Source organism: Methylobacterium sp. J-030, from assembly GCF_022829545.1.
Classification (GTDB): Bacteria; Pseudomonadota; Alphaproteobacteria; order Rhizobiales; family Beijerinckiaceae; genus Methylobacterium.
Map to the genome: position 1 here is coordinate 1 of NZ_JAKSYM010000054.1, position 17,873 is coordinate 17,873.

Sequence of the window (17,873 nt, forward strand, 5' to 3'; positions counted from 1 at the left end):
CGCGGGTCGGGGACGAGGTTTGAGGCGTTGACGTCCAGGACACCCTCGTTGCGGGGGTTGCGGTCGAGGTTGTCGTACATGCGGTCGGCCTGGGACGTCACGGGCGCGGAGCGGAGGAAGTTGAGGTACGAGTGGGTGGGGGGCGCGTACTCGATGCCGCCGCCTCCGGCGTGGCCGGTGCGGACGATGTCGTTGCCGGCCAAGCCGGCGAACGAGCGGTCGGCGCTGCCCGAGCCGTAGGGGAAGCCGCCGGGGCCGTACACGAGGGTGCGGTCGAAGGCGTAGCCGAGGCGGCCGCGCACGGTGCCGAAGTAGTCGAGGCTCGACAGGCCGCGCGGGTCGGTGACGTAGTAGCCGGGGGCGAGCGCGCCGCCGGTGAGGAAGGCGCTGTTCCGGTTGCGCCCGAAGTCGAGGTACTGGGCGTCGGCCTCGATGCCGACGACCACGCCGGAGCCCGGGGTGAACTGGTAGTTGTAGCCGACCTGGGCGCCGCCGGAGAAGCCGTCCTGGCTGTTGTTGCGGAAGGTGGCGACGGTGCCGGGGGTGGCGTAGGGGAAGGGCACGCCGAAGCTGTTGCCGGTGGAGCGGCTGGAGGCGTCGAAGGCGTAGCCGGCGTTGATGCCGAAGTAGGCGCCGGTCCAGGTGAACACCGGCACGGGGGTGAACACCGGCGGCGGCGCGGCCCGGCGCGGCAGGTCAGCGGCCGAGGCGGCGCCGGTCAGGAGAGCCGTGGCGGCGCTCGCGAGAAGAAGCTTCTTGATCATCTGGTCCTCACTGGTCGTCCCGCCCCGCCCTCGAGGGCGCGGCGACGGAACATGGATCGGGTTGCGTTCCAGCGGTTCCAGGGCTGCTTTGCGCTCCGCGGTGTCGCCGACCGCTCACGCGGCCCCTTGAGGCAACCCGCCGTTTTTCCCCGGCACCTTGACCCCACAACGCGCTCGAATTGCCAAGGTTCAGTTACGGCTACGCTTTTTCACGGCGCAAGCGATCGACAAATTGTCGCACCCCCTTCCCAGTTCCGGCCAAGCTGCCGGACGGCGTCTGGGCATGAGTTCAGGACATGAGTGCGATGGCTGAGATCAGGCGACCATAATCCGGCTCACCGCGGTGGGTGGCCCGCCGGTAGCTGTAGAACCGCTCGGCATCCGCATAGGTGCAGAGGTTGAGCGCCGTGGCTGCGCCCAGCTCGGCCTGCGCGAGCCGGGCCAGAATGAAACCGGGCAGATCGAACTGGGCGTGGTCGGGGCGCGAACCCGCGCCCAGGAAGCGGTCCATCCCCGGGGCCTCGCTCCGGAATCGCGCAATGAAATCCGGGCCGACCTCGTAGGAAGGCTGGCCGATCGTGGGTCCGAGCACCGCGACGATCCGGTGCCGCCGCGCGCCCAGGGCTTCCATGGCGCGCACCGTCGCCTCGATCACCCCGGTCAGGGCGCCCTTCCAGCCGGCATGAGCAGCCCCGACCACGCCCTCCGCGGGATCGGCAAACAGGAGCGGTCCGCAATCGGCGGTGGCGATGCCGAGGGCCAGGCCTTCCACCCGCGTCACCATGGCATCCGCCCTCGGGCGGTCCGCAGGCGCGAAGGGCGCCGCGACGGTGACCGCCTCGGCCGAATGGATCTGGTACAGGCTGACCAGCCGATCGGCCGGCAGGCCAAGCCGGGCACACATCCGCGCCCGGTTCTCGGCGACGCGCTCCGGTGCGTCCTGAGAGCCGAGGCCGCCATTCAACGTTGCGTAATCGCCCTCCGAGACGCCGCCGCAGCGGGTGAAAAACGCATGGCGGATTCCCCGGCACGCGGAGAGGACCGGCGCTTCGATCGACATGCCTGCGGTCACGGTCGGGCCTCTGCGTGTTCTGGGGTGGTGCCCCGTTAGCGCATGGGCCGCCCCTTGACGATGTCGTGCGGACGTCAGATTCTTGTTGCATTGCAATATGAGGCCCGCTCCGGCCTCAATCCGAGAAGGATCGCAATGTCGCAAGGGATCGATTCCGACGCCCTCAAAGACGCAACCAAGCCGGCGGCCGAAGCGCCCCGCATGCCGAACACGCCCGCACGACCCATTCCGCGCGAGCCCGCAGCCTTCGACCCGGGCAACCCGAACCCGCCGACGCCCCCGAGCCCGCGTCCGTCGAGCCAGACGGATTCCGGCTTCGGCTCGTTCGGCTGAACGGTCTCGGCGTCACGAATCCGGGAATCCAGGGAGCGGCCCCAGATCCGGGCCGCTCACCACCAGCACCTTGAACAGGCTCCCCATCCCGGTGCGGCCGGTCTCGGTGAGCCGCGCGACCGCCGCGTCGATCTCCGTCGACTGAGCGGCCGTAGCGCTGGACCTCAGGCGCTCCGCACGTTGGCGCAGGCCGAGGTTGAGTAGAAAATCACCCTGATCGACCGGTCCGCCGACGCGCGCGCCAGCCCCGGAGGCCGCTTCAGCCAGTGCCGCGAAGTCGACATGGTGGGTCAGGTCCGCCTCGCCGGGGGCGGCCAGCGGATCGGCGAAGCGATGGCCCGCGATCGCCTGGAGCGTGTCGCCGAAGCCGGGGCGGGCATGGCCGTAATCGAGGATCAGCAGGGCGCCGCTCGCCCTGCGGAAGCGCTGTGCCAGCGCACGGATGAGGGCGAGGCCGGCGCTCGGCACGCTCAGCACGGACCCCTCCGGGCCCTCGGCGTCGATCCCCGGGGTCGGCTCCGGCGCGAGCCCGAAGGCCAGGGCCCCTTGCGCATCGAGGCCGACCTGACGCGCATGCCAGCCCGCCGGCCCCCGCACGAACTGGAGGACCGGCAGGCAATCGAAGAATTCGTTGGCCAGGACGATCGCTTGCCCGTCGGGCAGGGTCTCGACACCGTCGTGCCAGGTCGCCCCCGTACCGGCGAGCGTCCGTTCCTGCACCGCCCGCAACACCGGGCTGGTCTCAACGAGGTGCGGCGCGACGCGAAAGCCCGGCGCGGCGGCCCGCAGCGCCCTCAGGGCATCCGCCATCAGGGTGCCGCGGCCGGGACCGAGTTCGACCAGCACCAGCGGATCCGGCCGACCCATCAGACCGTGAACGTAGGCGGCCCAGGCGCCGATCAGCTCGCCGACCATCTGGCTGATCTCGGGCGCCGTCGTGAAATCGCCCCGCGCGCCGAGCGGATCGCGTGTGCGGTAATAGCCGTGGACCGGATGGCCCAGGCAGAGCGCCATGTACCGGTCGATGCCGATCGGCCCGTCCTGGCGGATCAGCGCGGCGAGCTCCGCCGCGAGCGGCGTCACGCCCCCACGGGCGCCTTGTGCGCCTCTTCGCTGGTGGGCGCCGCGACGGGATGGCGTGGGCGCGTCCGGCCCGTCGCCGCGAGCACGATGTAGGTGAGGCCGACGATCATCATCGGCACGCAGAGCAGCATGCCCATGGTCACGCCGCCGCCCATGGGGCCGAGATGGTCGCCGAACAGGAAACCGAGCTGGCGGTCGGGCTCGCGGAAGAACTCGCAGAAGGTCCTCGCCAGGGCGTAGCCAAGGACGAAGATGCCGCCAAGCAGCCCCGGCTTGCGGAATCCGAACCGGCGGACGCTGATCGCCATCACGATGAACAGCAGCAGCCCTTCGGTCGCGGCCTCATAGAGCTGGCTCGGATGGCGCGGCAGGGGCCCGCCGCTCGGGAACACGATCGCGTAAGGAAAATCCGGCGCCACGCGGCCCCAGAGCTCGCCGTTCACGAAATTGGCGAGCCGGCCGAAGAACAGGCCGATCGGTACGACCACGGCCCCGATATCGAGGAGCGTGTAGGCGTTGAGCTTCTTCGCCCGGGCGAACAGCAGGAAGGCCAGGATCGCCCCGAGGAACCCGCCGTGGAACGACATGCCGCCGTTGCGGATCGCCAGGATCTCCCATGGATCGGCGATGTACATCGGCAGGTTGTAGAAAAGCACGTAGCCGATCCGCCCGCCCAGAACGACGCCGAGCGCGACCCAGACGACGAGGTCGTCGATGTCGACCACCTGCGGGCGCTTCACCACGCCCCAGAGGCTGTCGGCCATGACGAGACGGCGCGCATAGTACCAGCCGCCGATCAGGCCGGCGATGTAGGCGAGCGCGTACCATTTGATCGTGATCGGCCCGATCGCGAGCGCCACCGGATCGATGGCCGGAAAGGGCAGGGCGAGGAGCGGCATCGGTCTCACCTCCGGGGCGGCCGGATTGGACGCCGGAGGGGTCGCGCGTCAAGTCCGCTTCGAACCTCGGCGGAGCAAAGGGTCAGACCCGCACGAACAGGCAGCCGTGTCCGTCCGGCCCCGCACAATAGACCGCCGTCCCGTCGGCCGAGGCATGCGGGGACAGTCCGACGTTGCGCAAGACGCGCGACAGGTCCCCCGGATCGGCAACGGAGACGTCGTAGCGGGTCGTTGCCCTGTCGGCCGGGCCGAACGACGACGGGCTCCGGGGGGCGGTCATCCGGTAGTGCAACAGCTCGACATGCGGCGGTGAGTCCGGCGGTTCGAGTGCGACAACATCCACCTGCGGATCGACGACCCCGTCCAGGCGCGCTTGCTCCGGACCGCGGTTGAGGCCCCGCTGCGTCATCGTCAGGCCCAGCGGCCCGGTGAAGAAAGCCAGCGCCGCGTCGAGGTCGGTGACGGTGATCGCCGAATGGTCGATGCCCAGGAACAGGCCCGGTGCGCCGCGCCACCGCTCGGCCGGCGGTCCGTCGGGAAAGAAGATCAGTTCCAGCGGATGCCCGTCCGGATCGCGGAACTTGTAGGCCGTGACGCCCCCCGAGGAGGCCGGCAGAAGCTGCGGGCCGCCCCGGCTGATCGGGACCGGACGCAGGGGCGTGAGCTGCGCCATTGCGGCATCCATCGCGCGGACCGGGATCGCCAGGTGCTGAAAGTACGGGTCCGTCGCCGCCGGATCGGCCGGATAGGGCGCACCGGGCGGATCCACCGCCAGGAAGGCGACGGTCTGGCGCCCGAGCCGCATGCGCAGCTGCGTCGCGCATCTCCCGGTCAGGCCCATCGCCTCCGCCTGGGCGGCAGGCAGGGGTTCCGGAGGGGCGATCCGCGCGAACCCGAGGCCGTCGCGGTAGAATGCCTCCGTGACGGCGAGGTCCGCGACGGTCCGGCCGAAGCCAGCGATGGCCCGCACGCCGCTCATAGCAACGGCGCCCCACGCACGTTGACGTAGATCGCGTAAAGCGTGTGCGAGGCGCACAGGAACAGGCGGCTGTCATAGCGGCCGCCGAAGGTGAGGTTGGCGACCGTCGCGGGCACCAGGATTTTTCCGACCAACTCGCCGCCGGGATCGATGCAGTGGACGCCGTCACCGGCGCTCGACCAGATATTGCCGTGCTCGTCGCAGCGGATCCCGTCCGCATTGCCCGGCTCGATCCGGAACAGCACGTCGCCGCCGGACAGGCTGCCATCCTCGGCCACGTCGAAGGCGCGCACGTGCTGCACCGGGTCGGGAGCGAACTGCAGCCCCGTCTCCACGATGTAGAGCCGGCGCTCGTCGGGGGAGAAGCACAGGCCGTTCGGGCCCTGGAAATCGTTCGCCACCACGCGGAGCGAGCTGTCGCGCGGGTCGAACCGGTAGACCGCAGCGGGCAGCTCGGAGTCCTGCTTGCCGCCCTCGTAGTCGGTCTGGATGCCGTAGGGCGGGTCCGAGAACCAGATCGTGCCATCCGACCGACAGACGACGTCGTTGGGTGAGTTCAGCCGCCGGCCCTGGTAGCGCTCGACCAAGCTCGTGATGCGGCCGTCGAGTTCGGTCCGGTGGATGCGCCGGCCGTGATGCGAGCAGGACAGAAGCCGGCCCTGCCGGTCGCGGGCATGGCCGTTCTCGAAGTCGCTCGCCGCGCGATAGACGCTGAGGCCCGAAGACTCGGCCCAGCGCATCACCCGGTTGTTGGGCAGATCGGAGAACAGCAGCTCGTCGCGGTCGCCGAACCAGACCGGCCCCTCGGTCCAGCGAAAACCCTCGGCGAGTTTCTCCAGGGGCGCATTCGGCAGCACGTAAGCCTTGAAGCGCGGCTGGGTCATTTCGAAACCGTCCATGGCCGGTTCCTACTTGAAGCGGCCCGGCTGGTTCACGGTCGGCTCGACCTGAAGGCCCGTGACGATCATCGTGCAGGGCTCGTCGCCGACCGTTCCGGACAAGTGGCCCTTCCTGCCGTCGCGTTCCTTCGTGTTCTGATCCTCGCCCATCATCAGCTCGCCGGGACCCATCTCGACCCGGCGGCCATCCATCGTCTCCACGAACCAGCGGCCCGACAGGATCGCGATCCATTGCGGGCGCGGATTCTCGTGCCATTCCCCGACCCAGCCCACCGGCAGGACCGTGAAGGTCACGACCGACTTGGCCGGGTCCATCTTGTCGTTCCATTGCGGCGCCGTCTCGGGGTTGATCCCCTCGAACGTGAAGCGCTCGATGTGAAACTGCTCCTGGCGGCTCACCCCCTCCGCGTCGGTATAGACGTGCCAATAGGGCATTTTGGGATGGGTCGGCTCGCTCATCGTCGCTCCTGCGGCGGCGGGACAATCGTCCTCGCTCAACGGCCGGATTCGGCGATGGTTCGCGGCGGGTGAGGCCGCCGGACGATCAGGCGCGCCCGTCGCCCGGCGGCCAGGGGATCGGCCGCTCCATGATGGCCTCCCACGCGTAGGGGCACTCGGCTGGAAAGATGTCCTCGTCGAGCCCGGTCTCGCCTGCGGCCTCGATCCGCGCGCGGTGGTAAGCGCGCGTGATCAGCCCTTCAATCTGTGCGCGCAAGCTTGGGCTGTCTTCGAGTCGGTTCTCGACCACGCAGCGCTGCGTCCGAATCGAGGTCACCCAGCTCCGGCTCCGCCGGTCCGGCCGATGATCCCACGTCAGCAGATGAAGCAGGATCACGCCCAGCGCGCTGGTCAGCGCATGCCGCTCACCGCGACCCACGTCGGCGATCTCGTCAACAACATGCTCGATGTCGAGGCGCGACCAAGCACCCGCCCGTAGGAAGCGCGCTTGCTCCTGCGCCCAGGCGTTGACATCCTGCTCGTACTCCGTGGCGCACGTTCCCCGCGCCGCAGGCTTGCGCGCTGCCACAACGGCCTCCCTGCTTTGCACGCCTGGTGCGAGCACAGCCTATCACATCTGCTCGGGGATCCGATCGGTCTGCGCGAGGTTCGAGAACCGGGTGATGTTGGCGTCGAACTGCAGTTCCACGGTGCCAGTCGGGCCGTGGCGCTGCTTGCCGATGATCACCTCGGCCTTGCCGTGGACGCGCTGCATCTCGGCCTCCCAGGCGAAGAATTCTTCGGTGCCTTCGCGAGGCTTCTTGTTGCCGACGTAATATTCCTCGCGGAACACGAACATCACCACGTCGGCGTCCTGTTCGATCGAGCCCGATTCGCGCAGGTCCGAGAGCTGCGGGCGCTTGTCGTCGCGACTCTCCACCTGCCGGGAGAGCTGGGACAGACCGATGATCGGGCACGCCAGCTCCTTGGCCAGCGCCTTCATGCCGGTGGTGATCTCGGTCATCTCCTGCACGCGGTTGTCGCTGCGCTTGCCGGAGCCGGAGAGCAGCTGCAGGTAATCGACGATCAGCAGGTCGAGGCCCTTCTGACGCTTGAGGCGCCGGGCCCGGGCGGCGAGCTGGGCGATCGAGATGCCGCCGGTCTGATCGATGTAGAACGGGATCGTCTGCATGTCCCGGGCGGCGTCGGTGATCTTGTAGAAGTCCTCCGGGCGGATGTCGCCGCGGCGGATCTTGTAGGAGGGCACGCCCGATTGCTCGGCGATGATGCGGGTGGCGAGCTGCTCGGCCGACATTTCCAGCGAGAAGAAGCCGACGATGCCGCCGTTCACGGTCTTGGTGACGCCGTCCGGCCCCTTCTCGCCGCGATAGGCTTTGGCGATGTTGAAGGCGATGTTGGTCACCAGCGAGGTCTTGCCCATGGCCGGGCGGCCCGCGAGGATGATCAGATCGGAGGACTGCAGGCCACCCAACTTGGAATCGAGGTCGCTGAGGCCCGTTGCGATGCCGGAGAGCTTGCCGTCGCGCTGATAGGCCTTGGCGGCCATGTCGACCGCGGCGGTCAGCGCGTCGGAGAACTTCTGGAAGCCCCCGTCGTAGCGGCCGGCCTCGGCGAGTTCGTAGAGGCGCCTTTCGGTGCGCTCGATCTGGTCGCGGGGCGATTCCTCGACCGGTGCTTCGTAGGCACCGTTCACCAGATCCTCGCCGATCGTGATCAGCCGGCGGCGGATCGCGAGGTCGTAGATCGTGCGGCCGTACTCGCCGGCGTTGATCACCGTGGTGGCGTCGGCGGCGAGCCGCGCGAGGTACTGCATCACCGTCTGGCCGCCGAAATCGGCGTCGCCCAGATAGGTCTTCATGGTGATGGGCGTGGCGAGCTTGCCGGCCCGGATCAGCGAGGCCGCCACCGTGAAGATCTGCTGGTGCGCATCCTCCATGAAGTGCTCGGCGAGCAGGAAGTCCGACACCCGGTAGTAGGCGTCGTTGTTCACCAGGATCGCGCCCAGCAGCGCCTGCTCCGCGTCGACGTTGTGCGGGGCGACGCGGTACTCGGCCTGGACCGTTTCGAGCTTGGCCGTGAGCGCATTGGGCAGGGCCATCGGCGGACGACTCCGTATCAGGCGCCGCGGCGGGCGCGCCAGGATCACACCGCACGACCTTGGCCCCAGTATGGTTACCGAAGCCTAGCCGCCGGCCGGTTCTCCCGGGCCGTAGCGCGGAAAAGCGGACGCCCGCCGACTCTCACGAGCGACGGGCGTCCATGCTGGAACAAAACTGGAACGTGTCAAGCCTTTGAGGGGACGATCCCCAGTGTTCACCGGCATACAGGAGCCGGCAACAGGTTCAGGTCCGCCGCTGGGCCTGGCCCTCCTGCTCCTCGAAACCCTTGAGCATCTTGTCGAGCGTCAGCGGGTACGCGCGCACGCGGATCCCGGTGGCGTTGTGGATCGCGTTGGCGAGCGACGCCCCGGCGCCGCAGATGCCGAGCTCGCCGAGGCCCTTGCTCTTCAACGGGTTCGACTTGTCGTCGAGTTCCGGCAGGAACACCGCGTCGATCTCGGGAATGTCGGCGTGAACCGGCACGTGATACTCGGCGAGATCGTGATTGACGAAGTAGCTGTAGCGCGGATCGACCACCGCATCCTCCATCAGCGCCGCGCCGACCCCGAAGGTCATGCCGCCGATCGCCTGGCTGCGGGCCGTCTTGGCGTTGAGGATGCGTCCGCCGGTGAACACGCCGAGCATCCGCCGCAGCCGGATCTCGCCGGTATCGACGTCGACGCCGACCTCGGCGAAGTGCGCGCCGTAGGAATACTGCGAGAATTTCTGCTTCATCTCTCCGGGCTTGATCTCGCCCGAGGCCTCGAGGCCCGACTTGGCGAGGTCGGTGAGCGACTCCGTGCGGTTCCCGGAGGTGACGGCGCCGTCGCGGAACGTGGCACCCTCCGGGTTGAGATCGCCGGCCTTGAGCAGCGCCTGCCGGAGGTTGTCGCAGGCGACGTACAGGGCCGAGCCGGACGACCCGGCGCCGAACGACCCGCCCGAGCCCGAGGCGAACGGGAAGTCGGTGTCGCCGATCTCGACCCGCACGCGCTCGGGCGGCAGGCCCAGCATCTCGCCGGCGATCTGGGTGAGGATCGTGTAGGTGCCGGTGCCGGGATCGGTCATGGCCATCCGCACCACCAGCACGCCGTCAGGCCCCAGCCGAACCTTGGCGGAGGACGGCATCAGCGGATTGAGGCGCGCGGCGGCCGACATCCCCATGCCGACAAGCCAGTTGCCCTCGCGGCGGCTGCCCGCCGCCTGCCGCTTGTCCCAGCCGAACAGGCGCGCGCCCTCCCGCATGCAGGGGACCAGCTTGCGGGTGGAGAACGGCACCTTCTTCTCGGGATCCTCGGCCGGCTCGTTGCGCACCCGCAGCTCGATCGGATCGATCTTCAGCTGCTCGGCGAGCTCGTCCATGGCGCACTCGAAGGCGAGCTGACCCACGGCCTCGCCGGGCGCGCGCATCGACGAGGCGATCGGCATGTTCAGGTTCACGAGCCGATGCTGCGTGATCCGGTTCGGCGCCGCGTAGAGCGACCGGGTGACGTTGGCCGAGGTCTCGAAGAAGCCGTCGCCCTCGGCGGTGTCGGACCACGATTCGTGGCTGATCGCCGAGAGGCGCCCGTCCTTGTCGGCGCCCAGGCGGATCTTCTGGATCGTGTCGGTGCGGTGGGTGGCGACGTGGAATTCCTGCTGCCGGGTCAGCGCGACCTTGATGGGCCGCTGGATCATCTTCGAGGCCAGCACCGCCAGCGTCGCCTCGGGCTGGACCTGGAGCTTCGAGCCGAAGCCGCCGCCGATATAGGCACTGACGATCCGCACCTTCTCGGGGGGCAGCTTGAGCACCGAGCCCAGGGCCTTCTGGCCGCGGTTCGGCATCTGGTTGGCGGTGTAGAGCACCGGGCCGTCATTCTCCCAGGACGCGATGGTGGCGTGCGGCTCCATCTGCGCGTGGATCTGGTTCGGCGTGACGTACTCGACGTCGAGCTTCACGGGTGCGGCCGCGAAGGCGGCGTCGAAGTCGCCGAGCTTCGAATCCGGGGGCGAGTTGATCGGCTTCGGCTCGTAGGCCGAGGCCATGGTGTCCTTGAGCAGCCCCTTGGGCTTGGACGCATCGTACTGGACCTTGACCAGCATGGCGGCGGCGCGGGCCTGCTCGAAGGTCTCGGCCACCACGAAGGCGACGGGCTGCCCGTAGAACTTCACCTCCGTGCCCTGGAGCTGCGGCCAGACCTGCTCCTTCTTCTCGCCCTGCTCCGGCACGTTCTCGTGGGTCAGGACGAGGATCGTGCCCGGCGCCTTGCGGGCGGCGTCGGCGTCGATCGAGCGGATCGTGCCGGAGGCGATGGTCGCCGGCACGATGAAGCCGTAGGCGGGGTTCTTCAGGGCGTGGGTCTCGTAGGCATAGGGCGCGTGGCCCGTAACCTTCAGCTTGCCCTCGACCCGGCTCAGGGGCTTGCCGACGAGGCCGTCGGGCCGGTCGTCGAGGGGCGTCCGGCCGATCGGCTGGTTCATCTCCATGGGAACGGTCCTTGGCGGGATTAAGCGCGGGTCGCCTGCGCCACGACGGCGCGCAGGGTCCGGCGGGTCAGCGGGATCTTGAAGTCGTTGCTGCCGTAGCCGCGGGCGCCCTTGAGCACCGCGTCGGCGGCGGCGTCCGCCGAGCCGGTCTGGACGAGCGCCGTCTCGGCCTCGGCCACCCGCCAGGGCTTGTGCGCCAACCCGCCGAAGGCGAGTTGCGCAGCATGGGGCTTGCCGCCCTCGCCACCCGCGATCACGGCGGCCACCGACACGGTCGCGAAGGCGTACGAGGCTCGGTCGCGGACCTTCCGGTAAATATGCGTTCCCGCCACCGGCTTCGGCAGCGTCACGGCGGTGATGATCTCGCCCTTGCGCAGCTCGGTCTCGATCTGCGGCGTGTCGCCGGGGAGCTTGTGGAAGTCCGCGATCGGGATGCTGCGCGCCTGTCCGTCCGGGTTCATGGTCTCGACGGTGGCGTCGAGGGCGCGCATGGCCACCGCCATGTCGGACGGGTTGGTGGCGATGCAGGCATCGCTCGCGCCGACCACCGCCATGATGCGGTTGAACCCGCCGATCGCCGAGCAGCCGGAGCCGGGCTCACGCTTGTTGCAGGGCATGGCCGTGTCGTAGAAATAATAGCAGCGCGTCCGCTGAAGCAGGTTGCCGGCGGTGGTCGCCTTGTTGCGGAGCTGGCCCGAGGCACCGGCCAGCAGCGCCTTCGCCAGCACCGCGTAATCCTTGCGCACCCGCGGATCGGCCGCGAGGTCGGAGTTCCGCACCAGCGCGCCGACGCGCAGGCCGCCGTCCTGCGTGGCCTCGACCTTGTCCAGCGGCAAACGGTTGACGTCGATCAGGGTCGCCGGGGTCTCGATCTGGAGTTTCATCAGGTCGAGAAGGTTGGTGCCGCCGGCGATGAACTTGGCGTTCGGCCGCTCGGCCGCGAGCTTGGCGGCGTCCTGTACGGTGGCGGGACGCTCGTAGGTGAAAGCTTTCATGTCCGCCCCTCAGAGGTTGCTGGCGGCGGTATCGCGGATCGCCGCGACGATGTTGGGATAGGCGCTGCAGCGACAGATGTTGCCGCTCATCCGTTCGCGGATCTCGGCGTCGCTGAGGGCCGGGGTCGAGGCGACATCCTCGGTGACGTGGCTCGGCCAGCCAGCCTTGGCCTCGCTCAGCATGCCGACCGAGGAGCAGATCTGGCCCGGTGTGCAGTAGCCGCACTGGAAGCCGTCATGCTCCAGGAAGGCGGCCTGCATCGGGTGCAGCGTGTCGCCCTGCGCCAAACCCTCGATCGTCGTGACCTGATCGCCCTCGTGCATCGCCGCCAGCGTCAGGCAGGAATTGATGCGGCGGCCATCGACCAGCACCGTGCAGGCGCCGCACTGGCCGTGATCGCAGCCCTTCTTGGTGCCGGTGAGCGCGAGATGCTCGCGTAGCGCATCCAGCAGCGTGGTGCGGGTGTCGAGGACGAGATCGTGCGGCTGGCCGTTGATGGTGAGCCGCACCGGCATGGTCTGCGGGGCCGGATCGCCCGGCGCAGCGGTGGCTGGCGTGGGCCGGAAGCCCAGGGCGCCGAGCGCCCCGGCCGCCGCGCAGCCCTCCACGATGGCGCGCCGCGTCACGGCGAACGGCGACTTCGGAATCTCGTCGGTCATGCTGCTATCCCGCCCGGGCGCAGCGCGTCACGGCGCAGCGCAGCCTGGAATCCGATCTGCAAACGTCCCGTTCGGCGGATTAGATCCGATCCAGACTGCGCCCGTTCACCGCGGCTGGACCGGATCCAACGGAGTGCTGAGTGGAGCGCGGCGGCATCCACCCGTCATCGGGGGCGCAGTGAAGCCGCCCGGGGTTGCGCAATCTACGCGAGCGCGGCGCCGCACCGGGACGCTTCGCTTCACTCGGAGAGATCGGGTGCTTCCGGATCCGGTGCTCCGTGATGATATTGCGAATTCCGAACCTGTTCTGGGAAGCCGATCGCATGGCCGCACCTGTCCCGTCCCTCGCCCTCAACGACGGCCGCCGTATCCCGCAGATCGGCTACGGCTGCTGGCAGCTGTCCGATTCGGAGGCACCAGACCTCGTCGGCAAGGCGATCCAGGCCGGCTATCGCCTCATCGACACGGCGGCCGCCTACGGCAACGAGGCGGGGGTGGGCCGCGCCGTCCGCGACGCGCAGGTCCCGCGGGACGAGATCGTCCTCACCACCAAGCTCTGGAACGACCGCCAGGGCCGCGACGCGGCGCGGCACGCCTTCGACGAGAGCCTGACGCGCCTCGGCTTGCCTTATGTCGACCTCTACCTGATCCACTGGCCGTGCCCGCAGCGGCGCCTGTTCGTCGAGACCTGGAAGACCCTGGTCGAGCTTCAGAAGGAGGGCCGGGCGAAATCCATCGGCGTCTCGAATTTCACGCCCGAGCACATCGCCACGCTGGTGGCCGAGACCGGCGTCACCCCGGCGGTGAATCAGATCGAGCTGCACCCGCACTTTCAGCGCACGGCACCGCAAGCCGACGATGCCCGTCACGGCATCGTGACCGAGTCGTGGAGCCCGCTCGGCCAGGGCAAAGAGCTGAACGACCCGGCCATTCTCGCGATCGCGACGGCGCACGGGAAGACCGCTGCCCAGGTGATCCTGCGCTGGCAGGTGCAGATCGGCTGCGTCGCGATCCCGAAGACGGCGCGGCCGCAGCGCATTCGCGAGAACATCGCGCTGTTCGACTTCGAACTCTCCGCCGAGGAAATGGCTCAGATCGCTGCTCTGGACCGGCCGGACGGCCGCATCGGGCCCGATCCCGCGACCTTCTGCTGAGCCGACCCCTTCGGCGGCGCACCATAACATCGCACCGCAAAACATTTATGCTCAGAGCTAGCATATCTAGACAGGCGTCCCCGGCCCCCATAAGTTAGGCGGCACAATGCTCAAACTGAGCATAATGGAGGACGCCATGGCGGCGACCGTTGTACCCGTCTCCCGCTCGCCCATCCCGGGCCTGCCGCTGCCCGATCTCTACGCCCGCGTCAGCCGGCACGTCCCGGCGATCGAGTGGCCGGCGCTCGCCCCAGACATCGAGGCGATCCTGCGCCTGAAGCGGGAGCGCAATGCCGTGATCCTGGCGCACAACTATCAGGCGCCGGAGATCTTCCACACGGTGGCCGACATCGTGGGCGACAGCCTCGCGCTGGCCCGCGAGGCGGTGACGGTCGATGCCGACGTGATCGTTCTGGCGGGCGTCCACTTCATGGCCGAGACCGCCAAGCTCCTGAACCCGGCCAAGACCGTGCTCATCCCCGACATGGGCGCGGGCTGCTCGCTCGCCGATTCGATCACCGCCGCGGACGTGCGCGGCCTGCGCGCCAAGTACCCGGGCGTGCCGATCGTGACCTACGTGAACACCTCCGCCGCCGTGAAGGCGGAATCCGACCTGTGCTGCACCTCCGGTAACGCCGTCGCGGTGGTGAGGTCGCTGAACGCCCCCCGGGTGCTGATGATCCCGGACGAGTTCCTGGCGCAGAACGTCCAGGCCGAGATCCCGGAGGTCGAGATCCTGACCTGGGCCGGGCACTGCGAGGTCCACGAGCGCTTCACCCCGGCCGATATCCGCGACGTTCGCGACAGCTACCCGGGCGTGACCGTCATCGCGCACCCCGAATGCCCGCCCGACGTGGTGGCCGAATCGGACTTCTCCGGCTCGACCGCGATGATGATGGATTTTGTCGTCCAGAAGCGGCCGAAGCAGGTGGTGCTCGTCACCGAGTGCTCGATGGCCGACAACATCGCGGCGCAGAACCCGGACATCGAGTTCATCAAGCCCTGCAACATGTGCCCGCACATGAAGCGCATGAGCTTGAGCAACATCCGCCGGGCGCTGGAGACGATGACCCACGAGGTCACGGTCGATCCGGCGCTGGCCGACCGGGCCCGGGCCGCGGTGGAGCGCATGCTCCAGGTGCGTACGCGATGAACGCGATCTCCCCGAACAATGCCGACCGCGTGATCGTGGTCGGCGGCGGCGTCGCCGGCCTCAGCGTCGCGCTGCGCCTCGCGCCCCGGCCCGTGACCCTGGTCACCGCCTCGGCCCTCGGGCTCGGCACCGCCACCGGCTGGGCGCAGGGCGGCATCGCCGCCGCGGTGGGCGCCGACGATGCGGCGTCCCTCCACGCTGCCGACACGGAAGCCGCCGGTGCCGGGCTGACCGAGCCCGACGTCGCGCTTCGGGTCGCGCAGGAAGGCCCCGGGCTGATCGACTGGCTGGTGCGGATCGGCGTGCCGTTCGACCGGGCCGAGGACGGCGCGCTGGCCCTGGGGCTCGAGGCGGCACACGGCCGCCGCCGCATCGTTCGGTCCGGCGGCGATGCCACCGGCGCCCGGGTCCTCGAAGGGCTGGTGCGGGCCGTGCTCAAGGCGCCCTCCGTCGAGGTCGTGACCGCCCGCGCCTGCGATCTGCTGCGGGATACGAACGGGGCGGTGGCCGGGATCGTCGCCGAACGCGACGGTGCCCTGTTCCGCATCCCGGCCCGCGCCGTGGTGCTCGCCACCGGCGGCGTCGGCGCGCTCTACGCCGCGACCACCAACCCGCCGGGCGCGGTCGGCCGCGGGCTGGCCCTCGCCGCGCGAGCCGGGGCGGTGATGCGCGACATGGAATTCGTGCAGTTCCACCCGACCGCCATCGCGGCCGGCGCCGACCCGATGCCGCTCGCCACCGAGGCCCTGCGCGGGGAGGGCGCGCGCCTGATCGACGAGACCGGCGCCGCCGTGATGGCGGGCATCGCGGGCGGCGATCTTGCCCCCCGCGACGTGGTCGCCCGCGGCATCTTCCAGGCGTTGCAGCGGGGCCGCACGGTCTATCTCGACGCCCGCGGGGCGCTCGGCGCCGCAATGCCGTCGCGCTTCCCGACGGTGGCCGGCCTCTGTGCCGCCGCCGGCATCGACCCGGCCGTGCAGCCGATCCCGGTCCGCCCGGCGGCGCACTATCACATGGGCGGCGTGAAGGTGGACGCCCACGGCGCCACCTCGGTGCCGGGCCTCTATGCCTGCGGCGAGGTCTCGTCCACAGGGCTCCACGGCGCGAATCGTCTGGCCAGCAACTCGCTGCTGGAGGGCCTGGCCTACGCGCACTTCATCGCCGACGGGCTCGACGCGCCGCCGCCGGCGGCCATCGTACCCGGGGCCGTGACCGTCCGCGCGGCCGGCGACCTGCCGATGCTCCGGACGCTGATGGAGAGCAAGGTCGGTGTCGTGCGCGATGCGGCCGGACTCGCCGAGGCCGTCGCCACCCTGGAGCCGAAGGCCGAGACCTGCGACGCCGCCCTGGTGGCCCTGCTCATCGCCCGCGGCGCGCTGGCTCGCCAGGAGAGCCGTGGCGGCCACTGGCGTAGCGATTTCCCCCACCTCGCGCCGGCCGCCCACACCGAAACCGCGCTGGCCGACCCGACCGCCACGAACCCGTCCGCCGAGGAGGCGCTGACGCCATGACCCGATCGGTCCTATCGGAAGAGATTCTGCCCCTGCCGCGGCTCCTCGTGGAGCCGGTGGTCCGCGCGGCCCTGCTGGAGGATCTCGGCCGGGCCGGCGACATCACGACCGACGCCATCGTGCCCCCGGGCGAGCGGATGCGCGGCGTGATCGCCTCCCGCCAGGACGGCGTCATCTCGGGCACCGATGCCGCGGCCATCGCGTTCGCGCTGGTCGATCCGGCCGTGACCGTTACGGTCGAGCGCGGCGACGGCGCCCGCGTATCGCCCGGTGACGTGGTGCTGCGCCTTGAAGGCCCGGCCCGGGCGATCCTCACGGCCGAGCGCGTGGCGCTCAACCTGCTCTGCCGGATGTCGGGTGTGGCGACCGCCACCCACGGCCTGGTCGAGGCGGCCCGCCCGCACGGCAAGGCCTCGATCGTCTGCACCCGCAAGACCACGCCCGGCCTGCGCGCCCTGGAGAAGCACGCGGTGCGGGCCGGAGGCGGCTCGAACCACCGCTTCGGCCTCGACGACGCGGTGCTGATCAAGGACAACCACGTGGCGGTAGCCGGCGGCATTGTCGCGGCGATCGAGCGGGCCCGCTCCCGGGCCGGTCACCTCGTGAAGATCGAGTGCGAGGTCGACAGCCTGGAGCAGCTTGAGGAGGCCCTGTCGACCGGGGTCGACGCGGTGCTCCTCGACAACATGAGCCCCGCTCAGCTCACCCGCGCGGTGGCGATGATCGACGGCCGCGCCCTGTCGGAGGCATCGGGCCGGATCACCCGTGAGACCGTGGGGGCGGTGGCGGCCTCCGGCGTGGACCTGATCTCCTGCGGCTGGATCACCCACTCGGCGGCGATCATCGACCTGGGGCTCGACGCGGCCTGATCGGGGGCCGCAGTCGCGGCGGACATTCCCGTGTCATCACGTTCAGGTGACAAGTTTTGGCTGCGGTCGCCTCTGAGTTGTTCCGAGTCTATCGCCGCTCAACGCACTTGCTATGGTTTCGCCACGTGCGACGCCGTCGACTGGACCTGCCCGTGAGCCAAGCCCTGCATTCCGCGGCTGCCCCGGCGGTCGATCTTCCGGCGGCGCGCGTGGCACGCAAGCCCGGTGCGGTCCGGCACGGTCCCGGCGCGGCGCTGATGCTCGGCGCGCTGGGTGTTGTCTACGGCGACATCGGCACGAGCCCGCTCTACGCGTTCAAGGAGGCGGTTAAGGCGGCCACCAGCGGCGGCGCCTCGGTGCCGGCCGCCGCGACCGGCGCGGTGTCGCTGATCCTGTGGTCGCTGATCCTGATCGTCTCGCTGAAATACGCCGTGCTGATCCTGCGCGCCGACAACCGCGGCGAGGGCGGCATCGTGGC

General features: G+C 69.8%; 18 protein-coding genes. 6 read left to right on the plus strand and 12 right to left on the minus strand.

What is annotated here, in order from left to right; all coding sequences use genetic code 11:
- A partial coding sequence (locus MKK75_RS02300) for an outer membrane protein (RefSeq protein ID WP_244041014.1) occupies window positions 1-764 on the minus strand: 764 nt, incomplete at its 3' end.
- Between the two features lie 289 nt (window positions 765-1,053).
- Complete coding sequence (gene pgeF / locus MKK75_RS02305) at window positions 1,054-1,824, minus strand: peptidoglycan editing factor PgeF (protein WP_244041015.1); 771 nt, start codon at window positions 1,822-1,824, stop codon at window positions 1,054-1,056.
- Between the two features lie 213 nt (window positions 1,825-2,037).
- On the opposite strand from pgeF, the gene MKK75_RS35605 reads away from it, so the two are divergent.
- Window positions 2,038-2,169 carry a hypothetical protein gene (locus MKK75_RS35605; RefSeq protein ID WP_279593531.1) on the plus strand — a complete coding sequence of 44 codons (132 nt, stop codon included), beginning with the start codon at window positions 2,038-2,040 and terminating at the stop codon, window positions 2,167-2,169.
- 12 nt (window positions 2,170-2,181) lie between these two features.
- On the opposite strand, the gene MKK75_RS02310 is transcribed toward MKK75_RS35605, so the two are convergent.
- The 10 genes from MKK75_RS02310 to paoA all read right to left on the minus strand — a co-directional run bounded on the left by MKK75_RS02310 (window position 2,182) and on the right by paoA (window position 12,708).
- Window positions 2,182-3,252, minus strand: a complete 1,071-nt coding sequence (locus MKK75_RS02310) for a class I SAM-dependent methyltransferase (protein WP_244041016.1) — start codon at window positions 3,250-3,252, stop codon at window positions 2,182-2,184.
- On the minus strand, window positions 3,249-4,151 hold the full coding sequence (gene lgt / locus MKK75_RS02315; protein ID WP_244041017.1) for a prolipoprotein diacylglyceryl transferase: 903 nt from the start codon (window positions 4,149-4,151) through the stop codon (window positions 3,249-3,251). Before lgt ends, MKK75_RS02310 begins: the two co-directional genes overlap by 4 nt.
- A gap of 82 nt (window positions 4,152-4,233) precedes the next feature.
- Window positions 4,234-5,130, minus strand: a complete 897-nt coding sequence (locus MKK75_RS02320; protein WP_244041018.1) for a VOC family protein — start codon at window positions 5,128-5,130, stop codon at window positions 4,234-4,236.
- Entirely contained in the window at window positions 5,127-6,029 is a 903-nt protein-coding gene (locus tag MKK75_RS02325) for an SMP-30/gluconolactonase/LRE family protein (RefSeq protein WP_244041019.1), read from the minus strand. The genes MKK75_RS02320 and MKK75_RS02325 overlap by 4 nt, the downstream gene beginning before the upstream one ends.
- Before the next feature lie 9 nt (window positions 6,030-6,038).
- Window positions 6,039-6,488, minus strand: a complete 450-nt coding sequence (locus MKK75_RS02330) for a cupin domain-containing protein (RefSeq protein WP_244041020.1) — start codon at window positions 6,486-6,488, stop codon at window positions 6,039-6,041.
- Between the two features lie 85 nt (window positions 6,489-6,573).
- A complete protein-coding gene (locus MKK75_RS02335) occupies window positions 6,574-7,056 on the minus strand; it encodes a DUF29 domain-containing protein (RefSeq protein ID WP_244041021.1) in 483 nt (160 codons plus the stop codon).
- A gap of 42 nt (window positions 7,057-7,098) precedes the next feature.
- Complete coding sequence (locus tag MKK75_RS02340; RefSeq protein ID WP_244041022.1) at window positions 7,099-8,586, minus strand: replicative DNA helicase; 1,488 nt, start codon at window positions 8,584-8,586, stop codon at window positions 7,099-7,101.
- 244 nt (window positions 8,587-8,830) lie between these two features.
- Entirely contained in the window at window positions 8,831-11,053 is a 2,223-nt protein-coding gene (locus tag MKK75_RS02345; RefSeq protein ID WP_244041023.1) for a xanthine dehydrogenase family protein molybdopterin-binding subunit, read from the minus strand.
- 20 nt (window positions 11,054-11,073) lie between these two features.
- On the minus strand, window positions 11,074-12,048 hold the full coding sequence (locus MKK75_RS02350; RefSeq protein WP_244041024.1) for an FAD binding domain-containing protein: 975 nt from the start codon (window positions 12,046-12,048) through the stop codon (window positions 11,074-11,076).
- A 9-nt stretch (window positions 12,049-12,057) separates the two neighbouring features.
- Window positions 12,058-12,708 (minus strand): aldehyde dehydrogenase iron-sulfur subunit PaoA, encoded by a 651-nt coding sequence (gene paoA, locus MKK75_RS02355; RefSeq protein WP_244041025.1) that lies wholly within the window; start codon window positions 12,706-12,708, stop codon window positions 12,058-12,060.
- A gap of 323 nt (window positions 12,709-13,031) precedes the next feature.
- Here paoA and MKK75_RS02360 point away from each other — a divergent pair, with 323 nt between their 5' ends.
- From MKK75_RS02360 to MKK75_RS02380, 5 genes are all read left to right on the plus strand, one after another.
- On the plus strand, window positions 13,032-13,862 hold the full coding sequence (locus MKK75_RS02360) for an aldo/keto reductase (protein ID WP_244041026.1): 831 nt from the start codon (window positions 13,032-13,034) through the stop codon (window positions 13,860-13,862).
- A 136-nt stretch (window positions 13,863-13,998) separates the two neighbouring features.
- Window positions 13,999-15,015, plus strand: coding sequence for a quinolinate synthase NadA (nadA, locus tag MKK75_RS02365; RefSeq protein ID WP_244041027.1), 1,017 nt, complete (start codon window positions 13,999-14,001; stop codon window positions 15,013-15,015).
- A complete protein-coding gene (locus MKK75_RS02370; RefSeq protein WP_244041028.1) occupies window positions 15,012-16,526 on the plus strand; it encodes an L-aspartate oxidase in 1,515 nt (504 codons plus the stop codon). Before nadA ends, MKK75_RS02370 begins: the two co-directional genes overlap by 4 nt.
- A complete protein-coding gene (gene nadC, locus MKK75_RS02375; protein WP_244041029.1) occupies window positions 16,523-17,395 on the plus strand; it encodes a carboxylating nicotinate-nucleotide diphosphorylase in 873 nt (290 codons plus the stop codon). The genes MKK75_RS02370 and nadC overlap by 4 nt, the downstream gene beginning before the upstream one ends.
- A gap of 152 nt (window positions 17,396-17,547) precedes the next feature.
- Window positions 17,548-17,873 (plus strand): KUP/HAK/KT family potassium transporter (locus tag MKK75_RS02380; protein WP_409567506.1); only part of this gene is annotated, 326 nt, incomplete at its 3' end.

Excerpts from the sequence above, each read along its gene's own strand:
- pgeF (WP_244041015.1), bottom strand. The coding sequence starts at position 1,824 with ATGTCGATCGAAGCGCCGGTCCTCTCCGCGTGCCGGGGAATCCGCCAT.
- MKK75_RS35605 (WP_279593531.1), top strand. The coding sequence starts at position 2,038 with ATGCCGAACACGCCCGCACGACCCATTCCGCGCGAGCCCGCAGCCTTC.
- lgt (WP_244041017.1), bottom strand. The coding sequence starts at position 4,151 with ATGCCGCTCCTCGCCCTGCCCTTTCCGGCCATCGATCCGGTGGCGCTC.
- MKK75_RS02320 (WP_244041018.1), bottom strand. The coding sequence starts at position 5,130 with ATGAGCGGCGTGCGGGCCATCGCTGGCTTCGGCCGGACCGTCGCGGAC.
- MKK75_RS02325 (WP_244041019.1), bottom strand. The coding sequence starts at position 6,029 with ATGGACGGTTTCGAAATGACCCAGCCGCGCTTCAAGGCTTACGTGCTG.
- MKK75_RS02330 (WP_244041020.1), bottom strand. The coding sequence starts at position 6,488 with ATGAGCGAGCCGACCCATCCCAAAATGCCCTATTGGCACGTCTATACC.
- MKK75_RS02340 (WP_244041022.1), bottom strand. The coding sequence starts at position 8,586 with ATGGCCCTGCCCAATGCGCTCACGGCCAAGCTCGAAACGGTCCAGGCC.
- MKK75_RS02345 (WP_244041023.1), bottom strand. The coding sequence starts at position 11,053 with ATGGAGATGAACCAGCCGATCGGCCGGACGCCCCTCGACGACCGGCCC.
- MKK75_RS02350 (WP_244041024.1), bottom strand. The coding sequence starts at position 12,048 with ATGAAAGCTTTCACCTACGAGCGTCCCGCCACCGTACAGGACGCCGCC.
- paoA (WP_244041025.1), bottom strand. The coding sequence starts at position 12,708 with ATGACCGACGAGATTCCGAAGTCGCCGTTCGCCGTGACGCGGCGCGCC.
- MKK75_RS02360 (WP_244041026.1), top strand. The coding sequence starts at position 13,032 with ATGGCCGCACCTGTCCCGTCCCTCGCCCTCAACGACGGCCGCCGTATC.
- nadA (WP_244041027.1), top strand. The coding sequence starts at position 13,999 with ATGGCGGCGACCGTTGTACCCGTCTCCCGCTCGCCCATCCCGGGCCTG.
- MKK75_RS02370 (WP_244041028.1), top strand. The coding sequence starts at position 15,012 with ATGAACGCGATCTCCCCGAACAATGCCGACCGCGTGATCGTGGTCGGC.
- nadC (WP_244041029.1), top strand. The coding sequence starts at position 16,523 with ATGACCCGATCGGTCCTATCGGAAGAGATTCTGCCCCTGCCGCGGCTC.